General features: G+C 58.4%; 20 protein-coding genes. 13 read left to right on the top strand and 7 right to left on the bottom strand.

Translation table 11 applies throughout. The features are described from left to right. The first annotated feature begins 7 nt into the window (after positions 1 to 7). The 5 genes from odhB (at position 8) to brnQ (ending at position 6,687) form a co-directional block, all read left to right on the top strand. The gene (odhB, locus tag D8U60_RS23625) at positions 8 to 1,234 is read left to right on the top strand and encodes a 2-oxoglutarate dehydrogenase complex dihydrolipoyllysine-residue succinyltransferase (protein ID WP_024012151.1); all 1,227 of its coding nucleotides are present in this window, start codon (positions 8 to 10) and stop codon (positions 1,232 to 1,234) included. 108 nt (positions 1,235 to 1,342) lie between these two features. Further along, positions 1,343 to 2,779, top strand: coding sequence for a dihydrolipoyl dehydrogenase (lpdA, locus tag D8U60_RS23620; RefSeq protein ID WP_016773678.1), 1,437 nt, complete (start codon positions 1,343 to 1,345; stop codon positions 2,777 to 2,779). Positions 2,780 to 2,961: 182 nt separating this feature from the next. Then, positions 2,962 to 4,128, top strand: coding sequence for an ADP-forming succinate--CoA ligase subunit beta (sucC, locus tag D8U60_RS23615; RefSeq protein ID WP_016773679.1), 1,167 nt, complete (start codon positions 2,962 to 2,964; stop codon positions 4,126 to 4,128). Then, on the top strand, positions 4,128 to 5,012 hold the full coding sequence (sucD, locus tag D8U60_RS23610) for a succinate--CoA ligase subunit alpha (protein WP_016773680.1): 885 nt from the start codon (positions 4,128 to 4,130) through the stop codon (positions 5,010 to 5,012). Before sucC ends, sucD begins: the two co-directional genes overlap by 1 nt. Positions 5,013 to 5,373: 361 nt before the next feature. Further along, positions 5,374 to 6,687 carry a branched-chain amino acid transport system II carrier protein gene (brnQ, locus tag D8U60_RS23605; protein ID WP_016773681.1) on the top strand — a complete coding sequence of 438 codons (1,314 nt, stop codon included), beginning with the start codon at positions 5,374 to 5,376 and terminating at the stop codon, positions 6,685 to 6,687. Positions 6,688 to 6,783: 96 nt separating this feature from the next. Here brnQ and D8U60_RS23600 read toward each other — a convergent pair whose 3' ends face one another. Beyond that, a complete protein-coding gene (locus tag D8U60_RS23600; RefSeq protein WP_130901058.1) occupies positions 6,784 to 8,013 on the bottom strand; it encodes a hypothetical protein in 1,230 nt (409 codons plus the stop codon). A gap of 232 nt (positions 8,014 to 8,245) precedes the next feature. Here D8U60_RS23600 and D8U60_RS23595 point away from each other — a divergent pair, with 232 nt between their 5' ends. Together D8U60_RS23595 and D8U60_RS23590 are read left to right on the top strand one after the other, a co-directional pair. Further along, on the top strand, positions 8,246 to 8,983 hold the full coding sequence (locus D8U60_RS23595; RefSeq protein ID WP_016773682.1) for a DUF599 family protein: 738 nt from the start codon (positions 8,246 to 8,248) through the stop codon (positions 8,981 to 8,983). Further along, the gene (locus D8U60_RS23590; protein WP_122505955.1) at positions 8,983 to 9,384 is read left to right on the top strand and encodes an MAPEG family protein; all 402 of its coding nucleotides are present in this window, start codon (positions 8,983 to 8,985) and stop codon (positions 9,382 to 9,384) included. The genes D8U60_RS23595 and D8U60_RS23590 overlap by 1 nt, the downstream gene beginning before the upstream one ends. A 62-nt stretch (positions 9,385 to 9,446) precedes the next feature. Here the strand turns inward: D8U60_RS23590 and D8U60_RS23585 are convergent, their stop codons facing one another. Continuing rightward, positions 9,447 to 9,683: a hypothetical protein gene (locus D8U60_RS23585; protein ID WP_007959016.1), complete on the bottom strand. Its 237-nt coding sequence runs from the start codon at positions 9,681 to 9,683 to the stop codon at positions 9,447 to 9,449. Between the two features lie 158 nt (positions 9,684 to 9,841). On the opposite strand from D8U60_RS23585, the gene D8U60_RS23580 reads away from it, so the two are divergent. The 4 genes from D8U60_RS23580 to D8U60_RS23565 all read left to right on the top strand — a co-directional run bounded on the left by D8U60_RS23580 (position 9,842) and on the right by D8U60_RS23565 (position 13,552). Continuing rightward, positions 9,842 to 10,318: a PaaI family thioesterase gene (locus D8U60_RS23580; RefSeq protein ID WP_024012154.1), complete on the top strand. Its 477-nt coding sequence runs from the start codon at positions 9,842 to 9,844 to the stop codon at positions 10,316 to 10,318. After that, complete coding sequence (locus D8U60_RS23575; RefSeq protein ID WP_130901057.1) at positions 10,315 to 10,767, top strand: PaaI family thioesterase; 453 nt, start codon at positions 10,315 to 10,317, stop codon at positions 10,765 to 10,767. The genes D8U60_RS23580 and D8U60_RS23575 overlap by 4 nt, the downstream gene beginning before the upstream one ends. Before the next feature lie 82 nt (positions 10,768 to 10,849). Beyond that, positions 10,850 to 12,754 carry a molecular chaperone HtpG gene (gene htpG, locus D8U60_RS23570; protein WP_071171478.1) on the top strand — a complete coding sequence of 635 codons (1,905 nt, stop codon included), beginning with the start codon at positions 10,850 to 10,852 and terminating at the stop codon, positions 12,752 to 12,754. A 69-nt stretch (positions 12,755 to 12,823) separates the two neighbouring features. Further along, on the top strand, positions 12,824 to 13,552 hold the full coding sequence (locus tag D8U60_RS23565; protein WP_130901056.1) for a dienelactone hydrolase family protein: 729 nt from the start codon (positions 12,824 to 12,826) through the stop codon (positions 13,550 to 13,552). 86 nt (positions 13,553 to 13,638) lie between these two features. Here D8U60_RS23565 and D8U60_RS23560 read toward each other — a convergent pair whose 3' ends face one another. Continuing rightward, positions 13,639 to 14,511 (bottom strand): pirin family protein, encoded by an 873-nt coding sequence (locus D8U60_RS23560; protein ID WP_130901055.1) that lies wholly within the window; start codon positions 14,509 to 14,511, stop codon positions 13,639 to 13,641. A 61-nt stretch (positions 14,512 to 14,572) separates the two neighbouring features. Next, complete coding sequence (locus tag D8U60_RS23555; protein WP_016773690.1) at positions 14,573 to 14,989, bottom strand: OsmC family protein; 417 nt, start codon at positions 14,987 to 14,989, stop codon at positions 14,573 to 14,575. Between the two features lie 129 nt (positions 14,990 to 15,118). Here D8U60_RS23555 and D8U60_RS23550 point away from each other — a divergent pair, with 129 nt between their 5' ends. Both D8U60_RS23550 and D8U60_RS23545 read left to right on the top strand, forming a co-directional pair. After that, entirely contained in the window at positions 15,119 to 16,165 is a 1,047-nt protein-coding gene (locus D8U60_RS23550; protein WP_130901054.1) for an amidohydrolase family protein, read from the top strand. Positions 16,166 to 16,303: 138 nt separating this feature from the next. Next, the gene (locus tag D8U60_RS23545; protein WP_130901053.1) at positions 16,304 to 17,929 is read left to right on the top strand and encodes a methyl-accepting chemotaxis protein; all 1,626 of its coding nucleotides are present in this window, start codon (positions 16,304 to 16,306) and stop codon (positions 17,927 to 17,929) included. Between the two features lie 187 nt (positions 17,930 to 18,116). On the opposite strand, the gene D8U60_RS23540 is transcribed toward D8U60_RS23545, so the two are convergent. From D8U60_RS23540 to purM, 3 genes are read right to left on the bottom strand one after another with little or no spacing between them, the layout of a single operon-like run. After that, complete coding sequence (locus tag D8U60_RS23540; protein WP_056783915.1) at positions 18,117 to 18,830, bottom strand: DUF3108 domain-containing protein; 714 nt, start codon at positions 18,828 to 18,830, stop codon at positions 18,117 to 18,119. Between the two features lie 8 nt (positions 18,831 to 18,838). Continuing rightward, positions 18,839 to 19,489, bottom strand: coding sequence for a phosphoribosylglycinamide formyltransferase (gene purN / locus D8U60_RS23535; RefSeq protein ID WP_016773694.1), 651 nt, complete (start codon positions 19,487 to 19,489; stop codon positions 18,839 to 18,841). Then, positions 19,489 to 20,547 carry a phosphoribosylformylglycinamidine cyclo-ligase gene (gene purM, locus D8U60_RS23530; protein WP_024012163.1) on the bottom strand — a complete coding sequence of 353 codons (1,059 nt, stop codon included), beginning with the start codon at positions 20,545 to 20,547 and terminating at the stop codon, positions 19,489 to 19,491. The genes purN and purM overlap by 1 nt, the downstream gene beginning before the upstream one ends. Between the last annotated feature and the right edge of the window lie 18 nt (positions 20,548 to 20,565).

Here is a 20,565-nt window from a genome sequence, read left to right as displayed (position 1 = left end):
ACAGATAATGGCTATCGAAATCAAAGCCCCGTCATTCCCGGAATCGGTTGCCGATGGCACCGTTGCCACCTGGCACAAGAAACCAGGTGAGGCCGTCAAGCGTGACGACCTGATCGTCGACATCGAAACCGACAAAGTCGTGCTCGAAGTGTTGGCTGAAGCTGACGGCGTGCTGGGCGCAATCGTTGCCGAAGAGGGCGCTACCGTTCTGTCGAACCAGGTCCTGGGCTCGATCGAAGAGGGCGGCGCTGCTGCTGCCGCTCCTGCCGCCGCTGCTGCTCCGGCTGCTACTGCCGCTGCCGCACCAGCTGCTGCCGATGGCGAAGATGACCCGATCGCAGCTCCTGCCGCTCGCAAGCTGGCTGAAGAGAACGGCATCAACATCGCTTCCGTTGCCGGCACCGGCAAGGGCGGTCGTGTGACCAAGGAAGACGTGGTAGCAGCAGTTGCTGCGAAGAAAGCCGCTCCGGCTGCCGCACCGGCCAAGGCTGCTGCTCCTTCGGCTGCTGCGCCTGTGTTCGCTGCCGGCGACCGCATCGAGAAGCGCGTACCGATGACTCGCGTACGTGCCACCGTGGCCAAGCGTCTGGTTGAAGCCCAGTCGAACATGGCGATGCTGACCACGTTCAACGAAGTCGACATGACCGAAGTCATGGCTCTGCGTTCGAAGTACAAGGACCTGTTCGAGAAGTCCCACAACGGCGTACGCCTGGGCTTCATGTCGTTCTTCGTGAAAGCGGCCACCGAAGCGCTGAAACGCTTCCCGGCTGTCAACGCGTCGATCGACGGCGGCGACATCGTTTACCACGGCTATGCGGACATCGGCGTTGCCGTTTCCAGCGACCGTGGCCTGGTGGTACCGGTTCTGCGTAACGCCGAGCTGATGAGCCTGGCTGAAATCGAAGGCGGCATCGCAACATTCGGCAAGAAAGCCCGTGACGGCAAACTGTCGATGGACGAGATGACCGGTGGTACCTTCACCATCACCAACGGTGGTACCTTCGGTTCGATGATGTCGACGCCGATCGTCAACCCGCCGCAGGCAGCGATCCTGGGCATGCACAACATCATCCAGCGTCCGATGGCCATCAACGGTCAGGTCGTGATCCGTCCGATGATGTACCTGGCTCTGTCCTACGATCACCGCCTGATCGATGGCAAAGAAGCTGTGACCTTCCTGGTGACCATCAAGAACCTGCTGGAAGATCCGGCTCGTCTGTTGCTGGATATCTAAAAAGCAGCTGCAAGCTTTCAGCTACAAGCCTCAAGCTCAAGGCGAGCGGGTGGGCTTGCAGCTTGAAGCTTGCGGCTTGTAGCTTTATTGCTAAAGAGGATTTTTTGAATGTCGCAGAAATTTGACGTAGTAGTGATCGGTGCCGGCCCTGGTGGCTATGTAGCGGCCATCAAGGCTGCTCAGTTGGGCCTGACCACTGCCTGCATCGAGAAGTACACCGACGCAGAGGGCAAGCAAGCCCTGGGCGGTACCTGCCTGAACGTGGGTTGCATTCCTTCCAAGGCGCTGCTCGACAGCTCGTGGAAATACAAGGAAGCCAAAGAGAGCTTCAACGTTCACGGTATCTCGACCGGCGAAGTCAAAATGGACGTCGCTGCGATGGTTGGCCGCAAGGCTGGCATCGTCAAGAACCTGACCGGCGGCGTTGCCACCCTGTTCAAGGCCAACGGCGTTACTTCGATCCAGGGCCACGGCAAGCTGCTGGCTGGCAAGAAAGTCGAAGTCACCAAGCCGGACGGTTCGGTTGAAGTCATCGAGGCGGAAAACGTCATCCTCGCGCCAGGTTCGCGTCCGATCGACATTCCACCGGCTCCGGTTGACCAGAAAGTCATCGTCGATTCGACTGGCGCTCTGGAGTTCCAGTCCGTACCTAAACGTCTGGGCGTGATCGGCGCTGGCGTGATCGGTCTGGAACTGGGTTCGGTATGGTCGCGTCTGGGTGCAGAAGTGACTGTTCTCGAAGCACTGGACACTTTCCTGATGGCAGCGGACACCGCTGTTTCCAAGGAAGCGCTGAAAACCCTGACCAAACAGGGTCTGGACATCAAGCTGGGCGCTCGCGTTACCGGTTCGAAAGTCAACGGCGAAGAAGTCGTCGTCAACTACACCGATGCCAACGGCGAACAGACCATCACTTTCGACAAGCTGATCGTAGCCGTTGGTCGCCGTCCGGTGACCACTGATCTGCTGTCCGCCGACTGCGGCGTGGAAATCGACGAGCGCGGTTTCATCGCGGTCGATGACCATTGCGTCACAGCTGTACCGGGCGTCTTCGCCATCGGTGACGTGGTTCGCGGCATGATGCTGGCCCACAAGGCGTCCGAAGAAGGCATCATGGTTGTCGAGCGCATCAAGGGCCACAAGGCTCAGATGAACTATGATTTGATCCCTTCGGTTATTTATACTCACCCGGAAATCGCGTGGGTTGGCAAAACCGAGCAGGCGCTGAAGGCCGAAGGCGTTGAAGTCAACGTCGGCACCTTCCCGTTCGCCGCTTCCGGCCGTGCCATGGCTGCCAACGATACCGGTGGTTTCGTCAAGGTCATCGCCGATGCCAAGACCGACCGCGTATTGGGCGTGCACGTGATTGGCCCGAGCGCTGCAGAACTGGTTCAGCAGGGCGCGATCGGTATGGAATTCGGCACCAGCGCTGAAGACCTGGGCATGATGGTTTTCTCCCATCCGACCCTGTCTGAAGCCTTGCACGAAGCTGCTCTGGCAGTGAATGGCGGCGCCATTCACATTGCCAACCGCAAGAAGCGTTAAGACATAATAAGAAACCACGGCGGCAACGGCCCGTCGTGAGCCTTGCGAGCAAGACTCACCGCGGAATGTCCGCCGGACGCAGTCTTGCGTAGCCCAGCTACGCAAGCAGCAGTCACAGGTGGCGCGGCACTCAAACGAGCGCAGCGCCGAATGCGCAGTACCTAACGAAGACGGTAAAAAGCATGAATCTTCACGAGTATCAGGGTAAGCAGCTGTTCGCTGAATACGGCCTGCCAGTTTCCACTGGTTATGCAGTAGACACCCCGGAAGCAGCAGCAGAAGCTTGCGACAAGATCGGCGGCAACGAGTGGGTCGTCAAAGCCCAGGTTCACGCCGGTGGTCGCGGTAAAGCGGGCGGCGTAAAGCTGGTTCGCAGCAAAGAAGACGCCAAAGCCTTCGCACAGCAGTGGCTGGGCAAGCGTCTGGTGACTTACCAGACTGACGCCAATGGCCAGCCAGTCACCAAGATCCTGGTTGAATCGTGCACTGATATCGCTAAAGAGCTGTACCTGGGCGCTGTCGTTGACCGTTCGAGCCGTCGCATCGTGTTCATGGCTTCCACCGAAGGTGGCGTGGACATCGAGAAAATCGCTCACGACACTCCAGAAAAAATTCTCAAGGCCACTATCGATCCACTGGTTGGCGCTCAGCCATCCCAGGGTCGCGAGCTGGCATTCCAGCTGGGTCTGGAAGGCAAGCAGGTCACTCAGTTCGCCAAGATCTTCGTAGGTCTGGCCAAGCTGTTCAAAGACCACGACCTGGCTCTGCTGGAAGTGAACCCGCTGGTGATCAAGGCTGACGGCGATCTGCACTGCCTCGACGCGAAGATCAACATCGACGCCAACGCCATGTACCGTCAGCCTAAGCTGAAGGCTTTCCACGATCCGTCGCAGGACGATCCGCGCGAAGCGCACGCTGCCAAGTTCGAACTGAACTACGTAGCCCTGGAAGGCAACATCGGCTGCATGGTCAACGGTGCCGGTCTGGCCATGGGTACCATGGACATCGTCAACCTGCATGGCGGCAAGCCAGCCAACTTCCTCGACGTAGGTGGTGGCGCTACCAAGGAACGCGTTACTGAAGCGTTCAAGATCATCCTGTCCGACCAGAACGTCGCGGCAGTACTGGTCAACATCTTCGGCGGCATCGTTCGCTGCGACATGATTGCCGAAGGCATCATCGGCGCCGTGAAAGAAGTCGGCGTGAAAATCCCGGTTGTTGTTCGCCTTGAAGGCAACAACGCTGAGCTGGGCGCTAAAGTACTGGCAGAAAGCGGTTTGAACATCATCGCTGCAACCAGCCTGACCGACGCTGCTCAACAAGTTGTCAAAGCTGCGGAGGGCAAATAATGAGCGTCCTGATCAATAAAGACACCAAAGTTATCTGCCAGGGTATTACCGGTTCGCAAGGTAGTTTCCACACCCAGCAAGCCATCGAATACGGCACCAAGATGGTTGGTGGCGTAACGCCAGGCAAGGGCGGCACCGAGCACCTGGGTCTGCCAGTATTCAACACCGTTAAAGACGCAGTAGCTGCCACTGGCGCTACCGCCAGCGTGATCTACGTTCCGGCTCCGTTCTGCAAGGACTCGATCCTGGAAGCGGCATTCGGCGGCATCAAGCTGATCGTCTGCATCACCGAAGGCATTCCTACCCTGGACATGCTGGACGCCAAAGTTAAGTGCGACGAGCTGGGCGTAGTCCTGATCGGCCCTAACTGCCCAGGCGTGATCACCCCAGGCGAATGCAAGATCGGCATCATGCCAGGTCACATTCACTTGCCAGGCAAGGTCGGTATCGTTTCGCGTTCCGGCACCCTGACCTACGAAGCTGTGAAGCAGACCACTGACGCCGGTTTCGGTCAGTCGACTTGCGTCGGCATCGGCGGTGACCCGATCCCGGGTTCGAACTTCATCGACATCCTGAAGCTGTTCCAGGAAGACCCGAAGACCGAGGCGATCGTGATGATCGGCGAGATCGGCGGTTCGGCTGAAGAAGAAGCGGCTGCCTACATCAAGGCTAACGTGACCAAGCCGGTTGTTTCCTACATCGCTGGTGTGACTGCTCCTCCGGGCAAGCGCATGGGCCATGCTGGCGCAATCATCTCTGGCGGCAAAGGCACTGCAGACGAGAAATTCGCTGCGCTGCAAGACGCAGGCGTTAAAACCGTGCGTTCGCTGGCAGACATCGGCAAGGCCCTGGCCGAGCTGACTGGCTGGGAAGTGAAGAAGTAAGCTTCGGCTGACTTTTTAGCTCCAGCAACAAAGGCCACCTTCGGGTGGCCTTTGTCGTTTCAGAGCAGCGGCAAGCTTCAAGCGGCTAGCTGCAAGATAGAAGCTTGCAGCTTGAAACTTGTAGCTTGCAGCTGCTTTTCTTATGTAAACGCGACACGGAAACGTCGCGTATCGGATAGTTCGCCCTCCAACAGTGCGTTTGTCCGCCAAATTCGTTAGGCTGGCCGCCATTTTTGCGTCCGCCGCCCACAAGGCAGCCACGCGCTTTAAGGGTCAGTCCCATACGGATCGACAGCATTTCCCTAATCCAACAGGGCAATCCCCCTCTAAATTCCGATTTCAGTAGTGTGGTATTACCTTAATGAAAGTTTTGAAAGGTCAGGACATCCTGGCACTTGGTTTTATGACGTTTGCCCTGTTTGTCGGGGCCGGTAACATCATTTTCCCGCCGATCGTCGGCTTGCAGGCTGGACCTCACGTCTGGATGGCCGCGCTGGGCTTTCTGATAACCGCCGTCGGTTTGCCGGTGGTCACTGTGGTGGCGCTGGCCAAGGTCGGCGGCGCGATGGATGCGCTGAGCAGCCCGATCGGCAAGATCGCCGGCGGTATCCTCGCGGCGGCATGCTATTTGGCTGTGGGTCCGCTGTTCGCCACTCCGCGTACCGCGACCGTTTCCTTCGAAGTGGGTCTGGCGCCGTTGACCGGCGAGAGCCCGCTGGCGCTGTTCCTCTACAGCTCGGTGTACTTCCTGCTGGTGTTCTTCATTTCGCTCTACCCTGGGCGTTTGCTGGATACCGTGGGCCGCTTCCTCGCACCGCTGAAAATCATTGCGCTGGCAGTACTGGGCATTGCCGCGTTCGCCTTGCCGGCGGGTGACATCGGTCACGGCACTCCAGAGTATGTGGCGGCACCGTTTTCCCAAGGCTTCATCAATGGTTACCTGACCATGGATACCCTCGGCGCACTGGTATTCGGCATCGTTATCGTCAACGCGATCCGCTCCCGTGGCGTCGAGTCGCCAGCGCTGATCACCCGTTACGCGATCATTGCCGGGCTGATTGCCGGCGTGGGTCTGGCACTGGTCTACGTCAGCCTGTTCCGCCTCGGGTCCGGCAGCCATGAAGTCGCGGTCGGCGCCACCAACGGCGCGGCGGTGTTGCATGCCTACGTGCAGCACACCTTCGGTTCGCTGGGCAGCGGTTTCCTTGCGGTGCTGATCTCGCTGGCGTGTCTGGTCACGGCGGTCGGTCTGACCTGTGCCTGTGCTGAGTACTTCAGCCGTGTGCTGCCACTGTCCTACAAGACGCTGGTGATTATCCTCGCAGCGTTCTCGCTGCTGGTCTCCAACCTTGGTCTGACCAAGCTGATTGCTTTCTCGATTCCGGTACTCACCGCGATCTACCCGCCGTGCATCGTTCTGGTCGCACTGAGCTTCTGCAAGGATTTCTGGCATGAGCACGGGCGCATTCTTGGCCCGGTGATGCTGGTTTCCTTCGTTTTCGGCACCATCGACGCCCTGAAAGGCGCTGGTCTGGCTGACTGGATGCCAACTCAGCTGACCCATCTGCCGCTGAGCGAGCAGGGTCTGGCGTGGCTGGTGCCGTGCGTGATGACCCTGGTGGTCGCCGTGGTCTGCGATCGTCTGCTGGGCAAGCGCAGCGAAGTCACTGCCTGACGGGGTTCGGACCCGCCACAAGTGGGTCAGCCCCGGTTAAACAGAAATGCCCCGTATCAATCGATACGGGGCATTTTTTATCAGAGCTGATAATCCTCAGCCCAGATAACGTACGACCAGAGCTCCCACATTGACGTTGTCGCTGTCACGGCTCAGGAGTATTCGCTTGTCGGGCTGCACTGCCACCGAGATCCATTGCATACCGGGCCCCATAGAGTGAGTAACGTATCCCTTGCCATCCCCAAAGGTTGTGTCCAGTTCACCCGTTGCCAGATAGCGGCAGGCAAGCATTTGCTCCCTGGTTATTTGCCCTGTACTCCCCACCACAACCAAACCATCCTCAGGCTCTCCACTTAGATCGAACAAAGTGCAACCGTCGGTTAATCCAAGATCAGTGACTACAGGCTTACCCTGATTGAATGCGAGATTTGGTCTACCGTTCGGGTTGTACGCGGCCATCATTGCTTTGCGTCCTTTACCCCAAACGTCGTCAGGCGATGTGTCGACCTGGCCGGCAACAAAGAAGCTGCCGTCAGCACGTAACATCAGGCTTCGTACGCTGGCCGGGTAATCCGATGGTATGTAGACGGTCCCGGTGCCATCATCGCCGAAGCCTTTATGGGGCGTTCCATCGACGTTCAGGCGCACAATCTTTCCTTCTCCAGCCCTCGAACCTGCGACTGTGATTACTCCATCCTCTGCCACTGAAATCGAAGCAATGCCCATTGCAAGATCCAGCCAGCCTTTGTTGTTGAAAGCGGTATCGAAATCTCCTTTCTGATCAAGTCTGAACAGTCGGTTGCTTTGACCGACGAGGATTTTTTCATCAGCAGTCAGTACTAACCTGGTTCTGGATTGCGACTTGATGGAAGCTTCCGGTTTTGGCAATTGCGATTCGGACTGTGGCAGGAAAGGGACGTAAACCGTCCCATCGAGACCGAAATCGCGATCTCTTTGACCATCAGCGAAGAATCTGGCAAGCGCAAATCGAGTTCCTTGGTCCTCATCATATTGATACCCAAAAAGCAGCGCCTTACCGTCTTTATAAAGACAGGCGCCAGTGCCGCTGGCTTGTCCCGAACCTGTAAACGTACCTACGATCAAACCGTTTTCGTTGAAGCCAGTATCGTTAGTACCGTCTGCCAGTAATTGCGCCAAATGAAAACTGGCCTTGCCCTCTACAAAAGTTTGTCCCACGAGAAGGATCTTTCCATCCGGGCGCAAGCCTGCGATGTTCAAAGCCTGGCTTCCCGCAGCAAATGACTCGGCGTACCCCCGGTTGCCAAACGTTGTGTCAATGGGCAGCGCAGCGTTCAAAGGTGTCATGCTCAAATCCTTGTCTGATAGGGGAGCGGTCAGTGTTCCCGTTTGAGAAAACGACCTTATGCCTCGCCATACCCTCGGCGCTACTGTCAGAGTTGACAGGTATAAGCCTTTGAAAGCTGATAGCTGCGGTCTATTTTGAATGTATTTGACTCTTCAATGAGCGTGTCTTTTTACGAGCCAACACGTCGAAACGAAGGGTTCCCTCCATCATTCCTCTTGCTCAGGACAACGAATGTCGTTCATCCAAGCCAATCTGATCCACTTGCTCGCCGCCGTCTGGTTTGTCGTCTGCTGGGGCGGTTACACCCGTTATGCCACCTGGAAGGCCCGTGATACGGCGTGTCTGGCCAGCGTGTTGCACCTTTACCGCGAAGACTGGATGCGCCGCATGCTGCTGCGTGACAACCGCATCGCCGATGCCAGCGTGATCGGCAATCTGGAGCGCAACGCCTCGTTCTTCGCATCCAGCACGCTGATCATCCTCGCCGGTATTCTCACCGTGCTCGGCGCGTCCGACCGAGCCGTGTCGTTGTTGGCGGATATTCCGATGGTGCAACAGGCCTCGCAAGGCATGTCGGAGATCAAGTTGCTGTGCCTGGCACTGGTGTTCGTCTATGCGTTCTTTACTTTCAGCTGGTGCATGCGCCAATACAATTTCGCGGCGATTCTGGTCGGTTCAGCGCCGATGATCGGCGAGCGCCAAGTGACCGAGCAGGAACGCAAGGCCTTCGCTTCACGGGCGGCGCGAGTGATTTCGATGGCAGCCAACCAGTTCAACTTCGGCCTGCGCTCTTATTACTTCGGCATGAGCATGCTGGCGTGGTTCGTCAGCCCGTGGCTGTTCATGATCATGAGCGCGGGCGTGGTGGTGGTGTTGTATCGCCGCGAGTTTCATTCCGACGTTCTCGATGTCATGGTCTATACCCCTACAGAGGCGCCCGTCCCTGAGGCGAACAAAGAGGCTGTTTGATGAGTATTCCGTTCTGGTGTGTGTTTATCAGTGCTTTATTGATCTACGTGGCGCGCATGCCGGTGGCCAAGGCCATGAAAGAGCAGGGCGGGTATGACAATCACTTGCCTCGGCAGCAGCAGGCGCAGTTGACCGGCTTCGGTGCGAGGGCGCTGGCGGCCCATCAGAACAGCATCGAAGCCTTCATTCTGTTCGCGGTCGGTGTGCTGATGGCGCACACCACGCAAACTGCGGGTTGGCTGATCGATGCGCTGGCGATCATCTTCGTGATCTCGCGAGTGTTCTATCTGTGGTTCTATCTGGCCGATCTGGCGAAGTTGCGCAGCCTGATGTGGCTAGTTGGCTTCATCTGTACGTTGTTGCTGATGATTAGTCCGACTTTTAGAACCGTGTTGCTCTAACCGGTAAATCGCAGGCAAAAGAAAACCCGCACTTGGCGGGTTTTCCTTTCACACCACAAAGCTTATTGCTTTTTGGCGGCTTCTTCTTGAGCAGCGGCGTTCGATTCAGCCTGAGCTTTGGCAGCTTCGGCGTTTTCTTTTGCTGCGTCGTTCACTTTATCCTGAGCTTTGTTCATGTCTTGCTGAGCTTGCTCAGCATGTTGGTTGGCATCTTGAGCTTTGTCCTCGGATTTTTTATCGCAGGCAGCGAGACCGAGGGAAGCGGTCAACATCAAGGCAATAGCTAAAGTCTTACGCATGGGGTGTATCTCCTTATGGAAAATAACTACTGGCCTTAAGAACTCGGCGCTACGGGTTAAGTTCCTCAATTGTTTCAGATATATAAGTTTGTTTTATCACGGAACTTTTGCCGCTTTTCTCAATACTGGCACAAGGCCCAAACGCGAGTAATTATCACATGGCCGAAAACCCCGTTTTTGAGCGCGCGACGCGCTTTTTATCGGCATTGCGCCACTGTCAGGTCTTGGGTCTGCAAGTGCACAGTGCTTCCAGCGAAGGGCTGACGGTGATCCTGCCGTACAGCGAAAAAATCGTCGGCAATCCCGAAACCGGAGTCATCCACGGCGGTGCCATCACTTCATTGATGGACACTGCATGCGGCATGTCGACCCTGTGCGTGCTGCCGGAGTTCGAAGTCTGTCCGACCCTCGATCTGCGCATCGACTACATGCACGCCGCTGAACCGAACAAAGCGGTGTACGGTTTTGCCCAGTGCTATCGCGTCACCACCGACGTGATCTTTGCCCGTGGTTTTGCTTACCAGGACGATCCCGAGCAACCGATTGCCCACGTCGTCGGCACATTCATGCGCATGGGCATCGGTCTGAAGGGCAGCAAGGGTTTCGCGGGCGCGATCAAGGGAGCGAGCCAATGAGCAACGATCTCAGGGAGCAGCTGCAACAGGCTCACGCGCAGGGCGATTACGCGCCGCTGCTGGCGTTCATTCCTTATGCCGGGCTGATCGGTATCGAATGTTCGCGGGTTGGCGATGAGTTGCTGTTCAAGCTGCCGGCGAACAAGGACAACATTGGTAACCCTTTATTGCCGGCGATCCATGGCGGCGTGATTGCCGGCTTCATGGAGCTGGCCGCGGCCCTGCATTTGCTGATTTTCACCGGCACGCCGGGTGTGCCGAAGATCATCGATTTTTCCCTCGATTACCTGCGCGCCGGGCAGTTTCGCGACACCTGGGCCAGGTGTCAGGTCTGCCGTCAGGGCCGTCGCGTCGCTAACGTAGCGGTAACTGCCTGGCAGAGTACCGAGGCCGAACCGATCGCCACCGCCCGCGCGCACTTCAAAATTGATGAGCCCTTGAAATCCTGAACAGCGCCCCCAACTCAGATGACAACCCGCCGCAGACCATTTCGGGTCGCGGCCACTGCCATCTGATTGGAGTTTGATGACCATGAGTGTGGAAACTCAAAAGGAAACCCTGGGCTTCCAGACCGAGGTAAAGCAGCTGCTGCACCTCATGATCCATTCGCTGTATTCGAATAAGGAAATTTTCCTTCGCGAATTGATCTCGAACGCCTCTGACGCTGTCGACAAGCTGCGCTTCGAAGCCCTGGCCAAGCCTGAGTTGCTCGAAGGTGGCGCTGACCTGAAAATCCGTGTGAGCTTCGACAAGGACGCCAAGACCGTCACCCTCGAAGACAACGGTATCGGCATGAACCGTGACGATGTGATCACCCACCTGGGGACCATCGCCAAATCCGGCACCGCCGATTTCATGAAAAACCTGTCCGGCGATCAGAAGAAAGATTCGCACCTCATCGGCCAGTTCGGTGTCGGCTTCTATTCGGCCTTCATCGTCGCCGACAAGGTTGACGTTTACAGCCGTCGCGCCGGCACTGCCGCCAGCGAAGGCGTGCACTGGTCGTCGAAAGGTGAGGGCGAGTTCGAAGTCGCCACGATCGACAAGCCAGAGCGTGGCACCCGCATCGTCCTGCACCTGAAATCCGGTGAAGACGAATTCGCGGATGGCTGGCGTCTGCGCAACATCATCAAGAAGTACTCCGACCACATCGCTTTGCCGATCGAACTGCCGAAGGAAGTCACTCCGGCCGAAGGCGAAGAGGCTCCAGCCGTTGAATGGGAAACCGTCAACCGTGCCAGCGCTCTGTGGACCCGTCCGCGCACTGAAGTCAAAGACGAGGAATACCAGGAGTTCTACAAACACATCGCTCACGACTTCGAAAATCCGCTGTCGTGGAGCCACAACAAGGTTGAGGGCAAGCTCGAGTACAGCTCGCTGCTGTACGTGCCGGCCCGCGCGCCGTTCGACCTGTACCAGCGTGAAGCGCCGAAAGGCCTGAAGCTGTACGTGCAGCGCGTGTTTGTCATGGATCAGGCCGAGTCGTTCCTGCCGCTGTACCTGCGCTTCATCAAAGGCGTGGTCGATTCCAACGACCTGTCGCTGAACGTGTCGCGTGAGATCCTGCAGAAAGACCCGATCATCGACTCGATGAAAACCGCGCTGACCAAGCGTGTGCTCGACATGCTGGAAAAACTGGCGAAGAACGAGCCTGAGCAATACAAGGGCTTCTGGAAGAACTTCGGTCAGGTCATGAAAGAAGGCCCGGCAGAAGACTTCGCCAACAAAGAGAAAATTGCCGGTCTGCTGCGTTTTGCATCGACCCAGGGCGACGACGGCGAGCAGGTTGTCGGTCTGGCTGACTACCTGGCCCGCGCCAAGGAAGGTCAGGACAAGATCTACTACCTCACCGGCGAAACCTACGCGCAGGTCAAGAACAGCCCGCACCTGGAAGTCTTCCGCAAGAAAGGCATCGAAGTGCTGCTGCTGACCGATCGCATCGACGAGTGGCTGATGAGCTACCTCAGCGAATTCGACGGCAAGACTTTTGTCGACGTGGCGCGCGGTGACCTCGATCTGGGCAACCTGGACTCGGAAGAGGACAAGAAAGCCGCAGAAGAAGTCGCCAAGTCCAAAGAAGGGCTGGTCGAGCGTCTGAAAACTGCGCTGGGTGATTCCGTGGCTGAAGTCCGCGTATCCCATCGTCTGACCGATTCGCCGGCCATTCTGGCCATCGGCGAACAGGACCTGGGCCTGCAAATGCGCCAGATCCTCGAAGCCAGCGGGCAGAAAGTCCCGGATTCGAAGCCGATCTTCGAATTCAACCCGAGCCACCCGCTGATCGAGAAACTCGATGGCGAGCAGAGCGAAGAGCGTTTTGGCGACCTGTCGCACATCCTCTTCGATCAGGCTGCCCTGGCGGCTGGCGACAGCTTGAAGGATCCGGCCGCTTACGTGCGCCGGCTGAACAAGCTGCTGGTTGAACTGTCGGTTTGATCACGTTGTAGGAAAAACCCGCTTCGGCGGGTTTTTTCGTTCTGGTGTTTACTCAATCAGGAGTCAGAAATGAGCCAAGTCACTGTACGTTCCGTGGTCTATCAGATTGACGGCCAGGCCTATGAAGGTAGCCTGGCGTTCGACGCCGAGCACAAGGCTGCGCGCCCGGGTTTGCTGATGGCGCCGAACTGGATGGGCGTCAGCGCCGGTGCCGAAGACATCGCCAAAGCGGTAGCGGCCAAGGGTTACGTGGTGCTGATCGCGGATGTCTACGGCCAGAGCGTGCGTCCGCAGAACGCTGATGAGGCGCTGGCAGCGATGATGCCGCTCAAGGACGACCGCGCGCTGTTGCGCAAACGTCTGCAAGTGGCTTTCGAGCAATTGCAGAGCCAGGGCGAAGCCACGGTGGATACTTCGAAACTGGCGGTGTTCGGTTTCTGCTTCGGTGGTTGCTGTGCGCTGGATCTGGCCCGCACCGGCGCGCCGGTAAAAGCGGCGGTGTCGTTCCACGGCACGCTGGATTCGCCGAACCCGGCGGATGCGCAGAACATCAAGGGCTCGGTGCTGGTGCTGCATGGCGCATCCGATCCGTTGGTGCCGAAGGAGCAACTGCCAGCGTTCGAAGAGGAAATGAACGCGGCGAAGGTCGACTGGCAACTGCTCAGCTATGGCGGTGCGGTGCACTCGTTTACCGATCCGCATGCCAACGTACCGGGCAAGATGATGTACGACGAAAAGACCGCCAAGCGCGCGTTCAAGTCGATGCATGATTTGCTGGATGAAGTGTTCAAGGGCTGATTGCCCTCAGATCAAAAGATCGCAGCCTTCGGCAGCTCCTACATGAATCCGGTGTAGGAGCTGCCGAAGGCTGCGATCTTTTGCTTTCAACGGCTTGCCGGTAGTTCTATCCGCTCGACTTCCCCCGGCACCGTCGGCCAATCCTTGGCCGCCCACTTGCGCCGTGCCTCATCAATCGCCGCCGGATCACTGGCAACAAAATTCCAGTTGATCCGCCTCGGTCCGTCCAGCGCCGCGCCGCCGAACACCACCGCGTGCACATCGCTTTCGGCAAACAGGCTCATCTCTTCGCCGGCTGGCAACACCACCAGCGCATGCGGCTCGATCGCCTCGCCGTTCAACTGCGCATCCCCGCTCAACACATACACCGCGCGTTCTTCATGCTCGGCCGGAATCAGCAATGTGGTCGCGGTCTGCATCTTCACTTCCGCATACAACGTAGGAGAAAGCACCGGCACCGGCGATTCTAGGCAAAAGCCTGACCCGGCAATCATGCGAATCTGCACGCCAAGGTTATCGCTGACCGGCAACGTCGCTGCCGGGTGATGGCTGTAATGCCCCGGGCCCTGTTCGTGCGCCTTGGGCGAGGCCAGCCAGACTTGCAGGCCGTGCAGGGTGAAGGTCTCGGCGAGCAGTGGGGCTGGCGTACGCTCGACGTGGGCGATGGCGCTGCCGGCGGTCATCCAGCTGACATCGCCGGCATCGACCACTTGATCGGAGCCCAGACTGTCCTTGTGCTGCAATTGCCCTTCGAACAGATAGGTAAGTGTCGACAGGCCAATGTGCGGATGCTGTCGGATATCCATGCCTTTACCCGTCGGATAAATCGTCTCGAGCATGTGGTCGAAAAACACGAAAGGTCCGACATTGCGGCATTTGGCTGACGGCAGCGGGCGCAGAATCGGCTGGCCTTCGACGTCTTCGGCGCGCGGGCGGATGATCAGGAGTGGCATGTCCATGGTGCATTCCAGGCTGAGCGGGTGATGCCAGAAGCATAACCCGCCGCTGGCATCAGGAGGATTATTGGCTGTCGAAGCCTTGTGGTGCGTGGGTTTCGATACTGACTTCGCTGGTGGTCATCAATTTGTGAATCGGGCAGCGATCGGCCACACGCAGTAGTTCCTCGCGCTGGGCGTCGGTCAGTACGCCTTTAAGGGTAAGGGTGACATGCAGGGCGTATTTGCCTTTCTGCTCCTGGCTGTTGTCGCGCTTTACCTCGACTCCCACGCCGGTCAGCGGGATGTCTTTTTTCTTCGCATACATCTTCACGGTCAGCGCTTTGCAGGCGCCCAGCGCAGCGTCGAAGTAATCGTGTGGCTCTGGTGCGGTGCCTTCACCACCGGCAGTTTTCGGTACATCGGCAAACAATTCGTGGTCGTCGATCTGGACGGTGTGACGAAAACCTTCGGCAGAGACGGTATTGACGGTAACAGTCATGGAAACCTCACAGGCGGCAGGAGAAATCGTTCGATCAAAGCAGACCTTGCAGTTATAGAGCATTCCCGGCAGTGGGCGTTCCGCTTTTCGGCAGGGATGAACCCTTGTCGTTCGGGCGCGGTCTAGGCTATGCCCATCTGCCGGAGATTACTTGTGTCCTTGTCTCGTCTGAGTCTTGCCTGTCTGCTGCTGTTCGCTGGCAGCGCCAGTGCCCGCGAATACACTTACAGCGATGCGCACCTGCATTACGTGGATTTTTTCCAGGAAAGCGCCGGCATGCAGAAATTGCTCACGGCCATGAAAGAAAATTCCATCGAGCACGTGATGATTTCCGGCATTCCCGTGGCGAAGAAATGGCATGAAGACGAACCCAAGCGCCCGCGCTATTACGCCGGTGATGACGCCGATGCCTATTGGTACAGCGCCACCGATGTGATCATTGCCGATGCGGTGCAGAAACTCGCGCCGGAGCAGCGCCAGTACTTTCATCCGTTCCTGTCCGGCTTCAATCCCAATGACAAGAATTCCGCCGCGCACATCCAGCGCATGCTCGACCTGTATCCTGGTTTGTGGCAGGGCATCGGCGAGGTGTTCACCCGGCACGATGACCTGACCGCGCTGACCTCCGGCGACACACCTCGAGCCAACAACGAGGCGATGACCAAGATCTATCACCTCGCTGCGGAAAACGATCTGCCGGTGATGCTGCATTCCAACATCACTTCCAAGCGTGAGAAAAATCCGCTGTACCTGAAGGAGGTCGAAGAGCCGCTGCGCAATCATCCGCACACGCGATTCATCTGGGCGCACGCCGGCACCAGCGCCGAGATCCATCGGCATCAGACCCAGTTGCCGTTTCTCCTGCCGACCCTGACGCGCATGCTTGAGGCTTATCCGAATCTGTTTATCGACCTGTCGTGGAGCATGCTCACGCCGTATTTGCTCGACGAGCAGGGCAAGCCGCGCGCCGAATGGCTGGCGCTGGTGGAAAAGTATCCCGAGCGCTTCATGCTCGGCTCTGACGTGGTAGGACGGTTCAACAAGCTCGGTGAGGAAATGCACAGCTACAAACCATTTCTCGATGCGCTGCCGGAGGCGGTGGCGCGCAAAGTCGCGCGCGATAACTTCCTGGCAATACTGCCGCGCATCACAGAAAAACCCGCTGCTCCGCGCTGAAACGTCAAAGCCACGGGTTCGGACTAGCCGCTCGTCTGCCTATCGCTTTTTCGTCTTACGCAATTTCAGGGCAATGCCGATACCTTCTAAAGCAACCCGCTGCAGGCTGATGCAGCGCTTTTGGAAGGAGCCAGAGTGATGAATATCCGTAGTCTCAATATTGCCCCGCGTGCTGGTCTCGGTTTTGGCCTGCTGGCCCTGATGGTGTTTGCCCTTGGCGCGTTCGCCTTGCTGCAAATGTCGAACATGCGTGCGCAGTCCGATGAAGTTGACAACAACTGGCTGCCAAGCGTGATGGCGGTGGGTGAGATGAGTCAGGACATGCTGCGCCTGCGCGCACTGACCATGCGCCTGTTGCTCAACCGTGACCCCAAGGCACTGGAGCAGAATGTCGCCAAGCTCGACGAGCTGCGCAGTGGCTTGAGCGAAGCGCAGCAGCGTTATGACGCGTTGATCATTTTGCCGGAAGAGCGCGCGCTGTTTGATCGCTTCAAGGTTGCCGAGCACAAATACCTGGAACTGCAGGCGCAAGTCCTGCAGCTGTCAACGCAGAATCGGGTGGCAGACGCTTCGGCGATTCTCAATGATCAGGTGAGTCCGCTGGCCGATGAAATCGCCGCCACCCTGCGCCAGCTGGTCGAGTTGAACAAGCAAAATGCCGGTCTCGCCACTGAGGCAGCGCGCTTGGTCTTCAAACAATCGCGGGTGTGGGTCGCAGTAATGATCGCCATGGCTGCGCTGATTACCGTCGGCCTGGCGTTGCTGCTGACGCGCAGCATTGTCGTGCCGTTGTCGCAATCGCTCAGCGTCGCCGAAGTGGTGGCCGGTGGGGATTTGACCGGCGACATTCACATCGTTGGCAAAGACGAGCCGGCGCGCCTGCTGCAAGCGCTGAAAAGCATGCAGCACAATCTGCGCGACACAATCCGACGCATTTCCGAGTCGTCCACGCAACTGGCCTCGGCTGCCGAAGAACTCAGCAGCGTCACCGAAGATGCCACTCGCGGCTTGCATCAGCAAAGTCAGGAAATCGAACAGGCCGCCACTGCGGTCAACCAGATGACGGCGGCGGTGGAAGAGGTGGCGAACAACGCCATGGCCACGTCTGAAGCTTCCCGCGAATCCGACCGCATCGCCCGCCAAGGGCGCGAGCAAGTGCAGCAGACGGTGACGTCGATCGAGTTTCTCGCTGGCGATGTCACCAATAATGCCGCGCAGGTCGAGGCGCTGGCGCAAAAGGTTCATGGCATCAGCAAAGTGCTGGACGTGATTCGCTCGATCGCCGAACAGACCAATCTGCTCGCCCTCAACGCCGCGATCGAAGCCGCGCGCGCCGGCGATGCCGGGCGTGGCTTTGCGGTGGTGGCTGATGAAGTGCGCGCGCTGGCGCATCGCACCCAGCAGTCGACCCAGGAAATCGAGCAGATGATCGGCGGGATTCAGCAGGGCACCGATTCGGCGGTCAGTTCGATGCAGCAGAGCAACTCAAGGGCGCGCTCGACCCTCGAGCTGGCGAAGAGCGCAGGCTCGGCCCTGGAGGAAATCGCCTCGGCGTTTAACTTGATCAATGAGCGCAACCTGGTCATCGCCAGTGCCTCGGAAGAGCAGGCAGCGGTGGCGCGCGAGGTGGATCGCAATCTGATGAATATTCGTGATCTGGCAATGCAGACATCGGCGGGGGCCAATCAGACCAGTGCGGCGAGTCAGGAGTTGTCGAAGTTGGCGGTGGATCTGAACGGGATGGTGGCGCGGTTTTCTGTCTGAATCAGCAGGCGACGAAATCCCTATAGGAGCTGCGGCACGCTGCGATCTTTTGATGTTGACTCAAGATCAAGGTCAAAAGATCGCAGCCTCGTTTCACTCGTCAGCTCCTACAGGAAATGATGTGTTTGCGTAAACTGCGGGCAATAAAAAGCCCCGCATTCGCGGGGCTCTTTGTTGTTGCGGTCGATCAGCTGCCTTTGACAGTCTTGCCGTTGACCGTACCGTCCTGGAGCATGATGTTGTACTCCTTGCCGTCAGTCTCGACCTGTTGCAGGCGCACCAGCAGGTAATCCCAGTCCTTGGCGAACCACAGCACGGTGATGCGCTTGCTTTGTGTCGGATCGCGCACGCGCTCGACCTTGATCGCGTCGATCTGGCCGGCCTTGGTGTCGACCTTTTCCGAACCCAGCACGCGGAAGTCGTAGGTATCGACTTCGCCATCATCAACCACCTGATAGCTCATGCTTTTCTTGCCGGCGGCAACGTCGTGCTGCAGCGCCAGTTGGTAGGTCGACTTGTCGACCATGCCGCGGTTCAGCGGGATTTTCACCGCGTCGCCACGGTCGGTGCCGGTCACCAGTTTATTGGCCCAGTCGAAGTCCAGATCAGCTTTTTTCGCTTTGCCCAGACCACCACGTTCAAAGTGGTAGGACTGCGGCAGCAGCGTGTCCTTGTCCAGCTTCAGGGTGCTTTCTTCAGTCAGGCTGGCGATCATCATCGATGCCTTGAAGCTGAGCTTCCAGACGCCGTCGGCTTCCTTGGTCAGGCTGCGTTCGGCGGTGCCGCTCATGGGCAGCTGCTTCCAGTCGGCGGTGTAGCTGGCGGAGAACGGTTGAAGGTCCGCTGCCTGCGCGAAGGGCAGGGCGAGCAGAGCGCAAGCGAAGAGCAGGGCGCGACGCATAATATCTCCTAGTGTCGAATCAAGTGGCCGCTGGCGGCGAGTAACTGGCCGTCGAGTAAAGCACCTTGGTCACCGAGTGTCAGCCTGCCTTCGGCAAACCAGCGTACTGCCATCGGGTAGATCAGGTGTTCCTGAACGTGGACTCGTTGCGCCAGACTCTGCGGCGTGTCGTGCAACTCTACCGGTAATACTGCTTGTACGACCAGTGGTCCGCCATCGAGTTCCTCGGTGACGAAGTGCACGGAGCAGCCATGTTCCGTGTCGCCGGCCTCCAGCGCACGCTGATGAGTGTGTAACCCTTTGTATTTGGGCAGCAGCGACGGGTGGATGTTGAGCAGGCGACCCTGGTAGTGGCGCACGAAATCAGCGCTGAGAATGCGCATGAAGCCGGCCAGTACCACGAGTTTGGGGTTGAATTGGTCGATCAGTTCGATCAACGCGGCATCGAAGGCCTCGCGGCCTTCGAATGCCTTGTGATCCAGCGAGCGGGTGGCGATACCCGCGTCGCGGGCGCGTTGCAGGCCGTAGGCGTCGGCGCGGTTGGAAATCACCGCAGCGATGCGGACCGGGCTGTCGCCGGTCCGCGTGCTGTCGATCAGAGCCTGCAAGTTACTGCCGGTGCCGGACAACAGCACCACGACATCACAGGACTTTGGCATCAGTGAGCCTTGAGGTTCTTCAGCTCGACCTGCGCAGCGCCCTCGGCGGCCACGGCGATCTGACCGATGACCCAAGGCTGCTCGCCAGCGTCACGCAGGGTGTTCAGGGCAACTTCAACGTGCTCCTGAGCTACACAGATGACCATGCCGACGCCGCAGTTCAATACGCGGTGCATTTCGGTTTCATCAACGTTGCCTTTCTCTTGCAGCCAGTCGAACACCGCCGGGCGAGTCCAGCTGGCCACATCAACTACAGCCTGAGCGCCTTTTGGCAGTACGCGCGGGATGTTGTCGAGCAGGCCGCCACCGGTGATGTGGGCCATGGCCTTCACAGCGCCAGTGTCCTTGATCAGCTTGAGCAGTGGCTTGACGTAGATGCGGGTCGGGGCCATCAGCAGGTCGGTCAGCGGTTTGCCGTCGAGCTGAATGTTTTCGATGTCGGCGCCGGAGACTTCGATGATCTTGCGGATCAGCGAGTAGCCGTTGGAGTGCGGACCGGACGATGGCAGGGCGATCAGCGCGTCACCGGTGGCGACTTTCGAGCCATCGATGATTTCCGCCTTTTCCACGACGCCGACGCAGAAGCCGGCCAGGTCGTAGTCTTCGCCTTCGTACATGCCTGGCATTTCAGCGGTTTCGCCGCCAACCAGCGAGCAACCCGACAGTTCGCAGCCAGCGCCGATGCCGGTGACAACCTGGGCAGCGGTGTCGACGTTCAGTTTGCCGGTGGCGTAGTAGTCGAGGAAGAACAGCGGCTCGGCGCCGCACACCACCAGATCGTTGACGCACATGGCGACCAGGTCGATGCCGATGCTGTCGTGCTTGTTCAGGTTCAGCGCCAGACGCAGCTTGGTGCCGACGCCGTCGGTGCCGGAGACCAGCACCGGCTGCTTGTAGCCGGCCGGGATTTCGCAGAGGGCGCCGAAACCGCCCAGGCCGCCCATGACTTCCGGGCGCGCAGTGCGCTTGGCGACGCTCTTGATGCGTTCGACCAATGCTTCACCGGCGTCGATGTCTACACCGGCGTCCTTGTAGCTCAGGGAGGGTTGCTTGCTCATGATCCAGGCCTTTAGGGG

It is taken from the genome of Pseudomonas sp. Sample_11 (genome assembly GCF_004307505.1).
GTDB classification, from domain to species: Bacteria; Pseudomonadota; Gammaproteobacteria; order Pseudomonadales; family Pseudomonadaceae; genus Aquipseudomonas; species Aquipseudomonas atacamensis.
The sequence above is the reverse complement of the archived record's forward strand: the minus strand, read 5'-3'. Positions and strand labels throughout refer to the sequence as shown.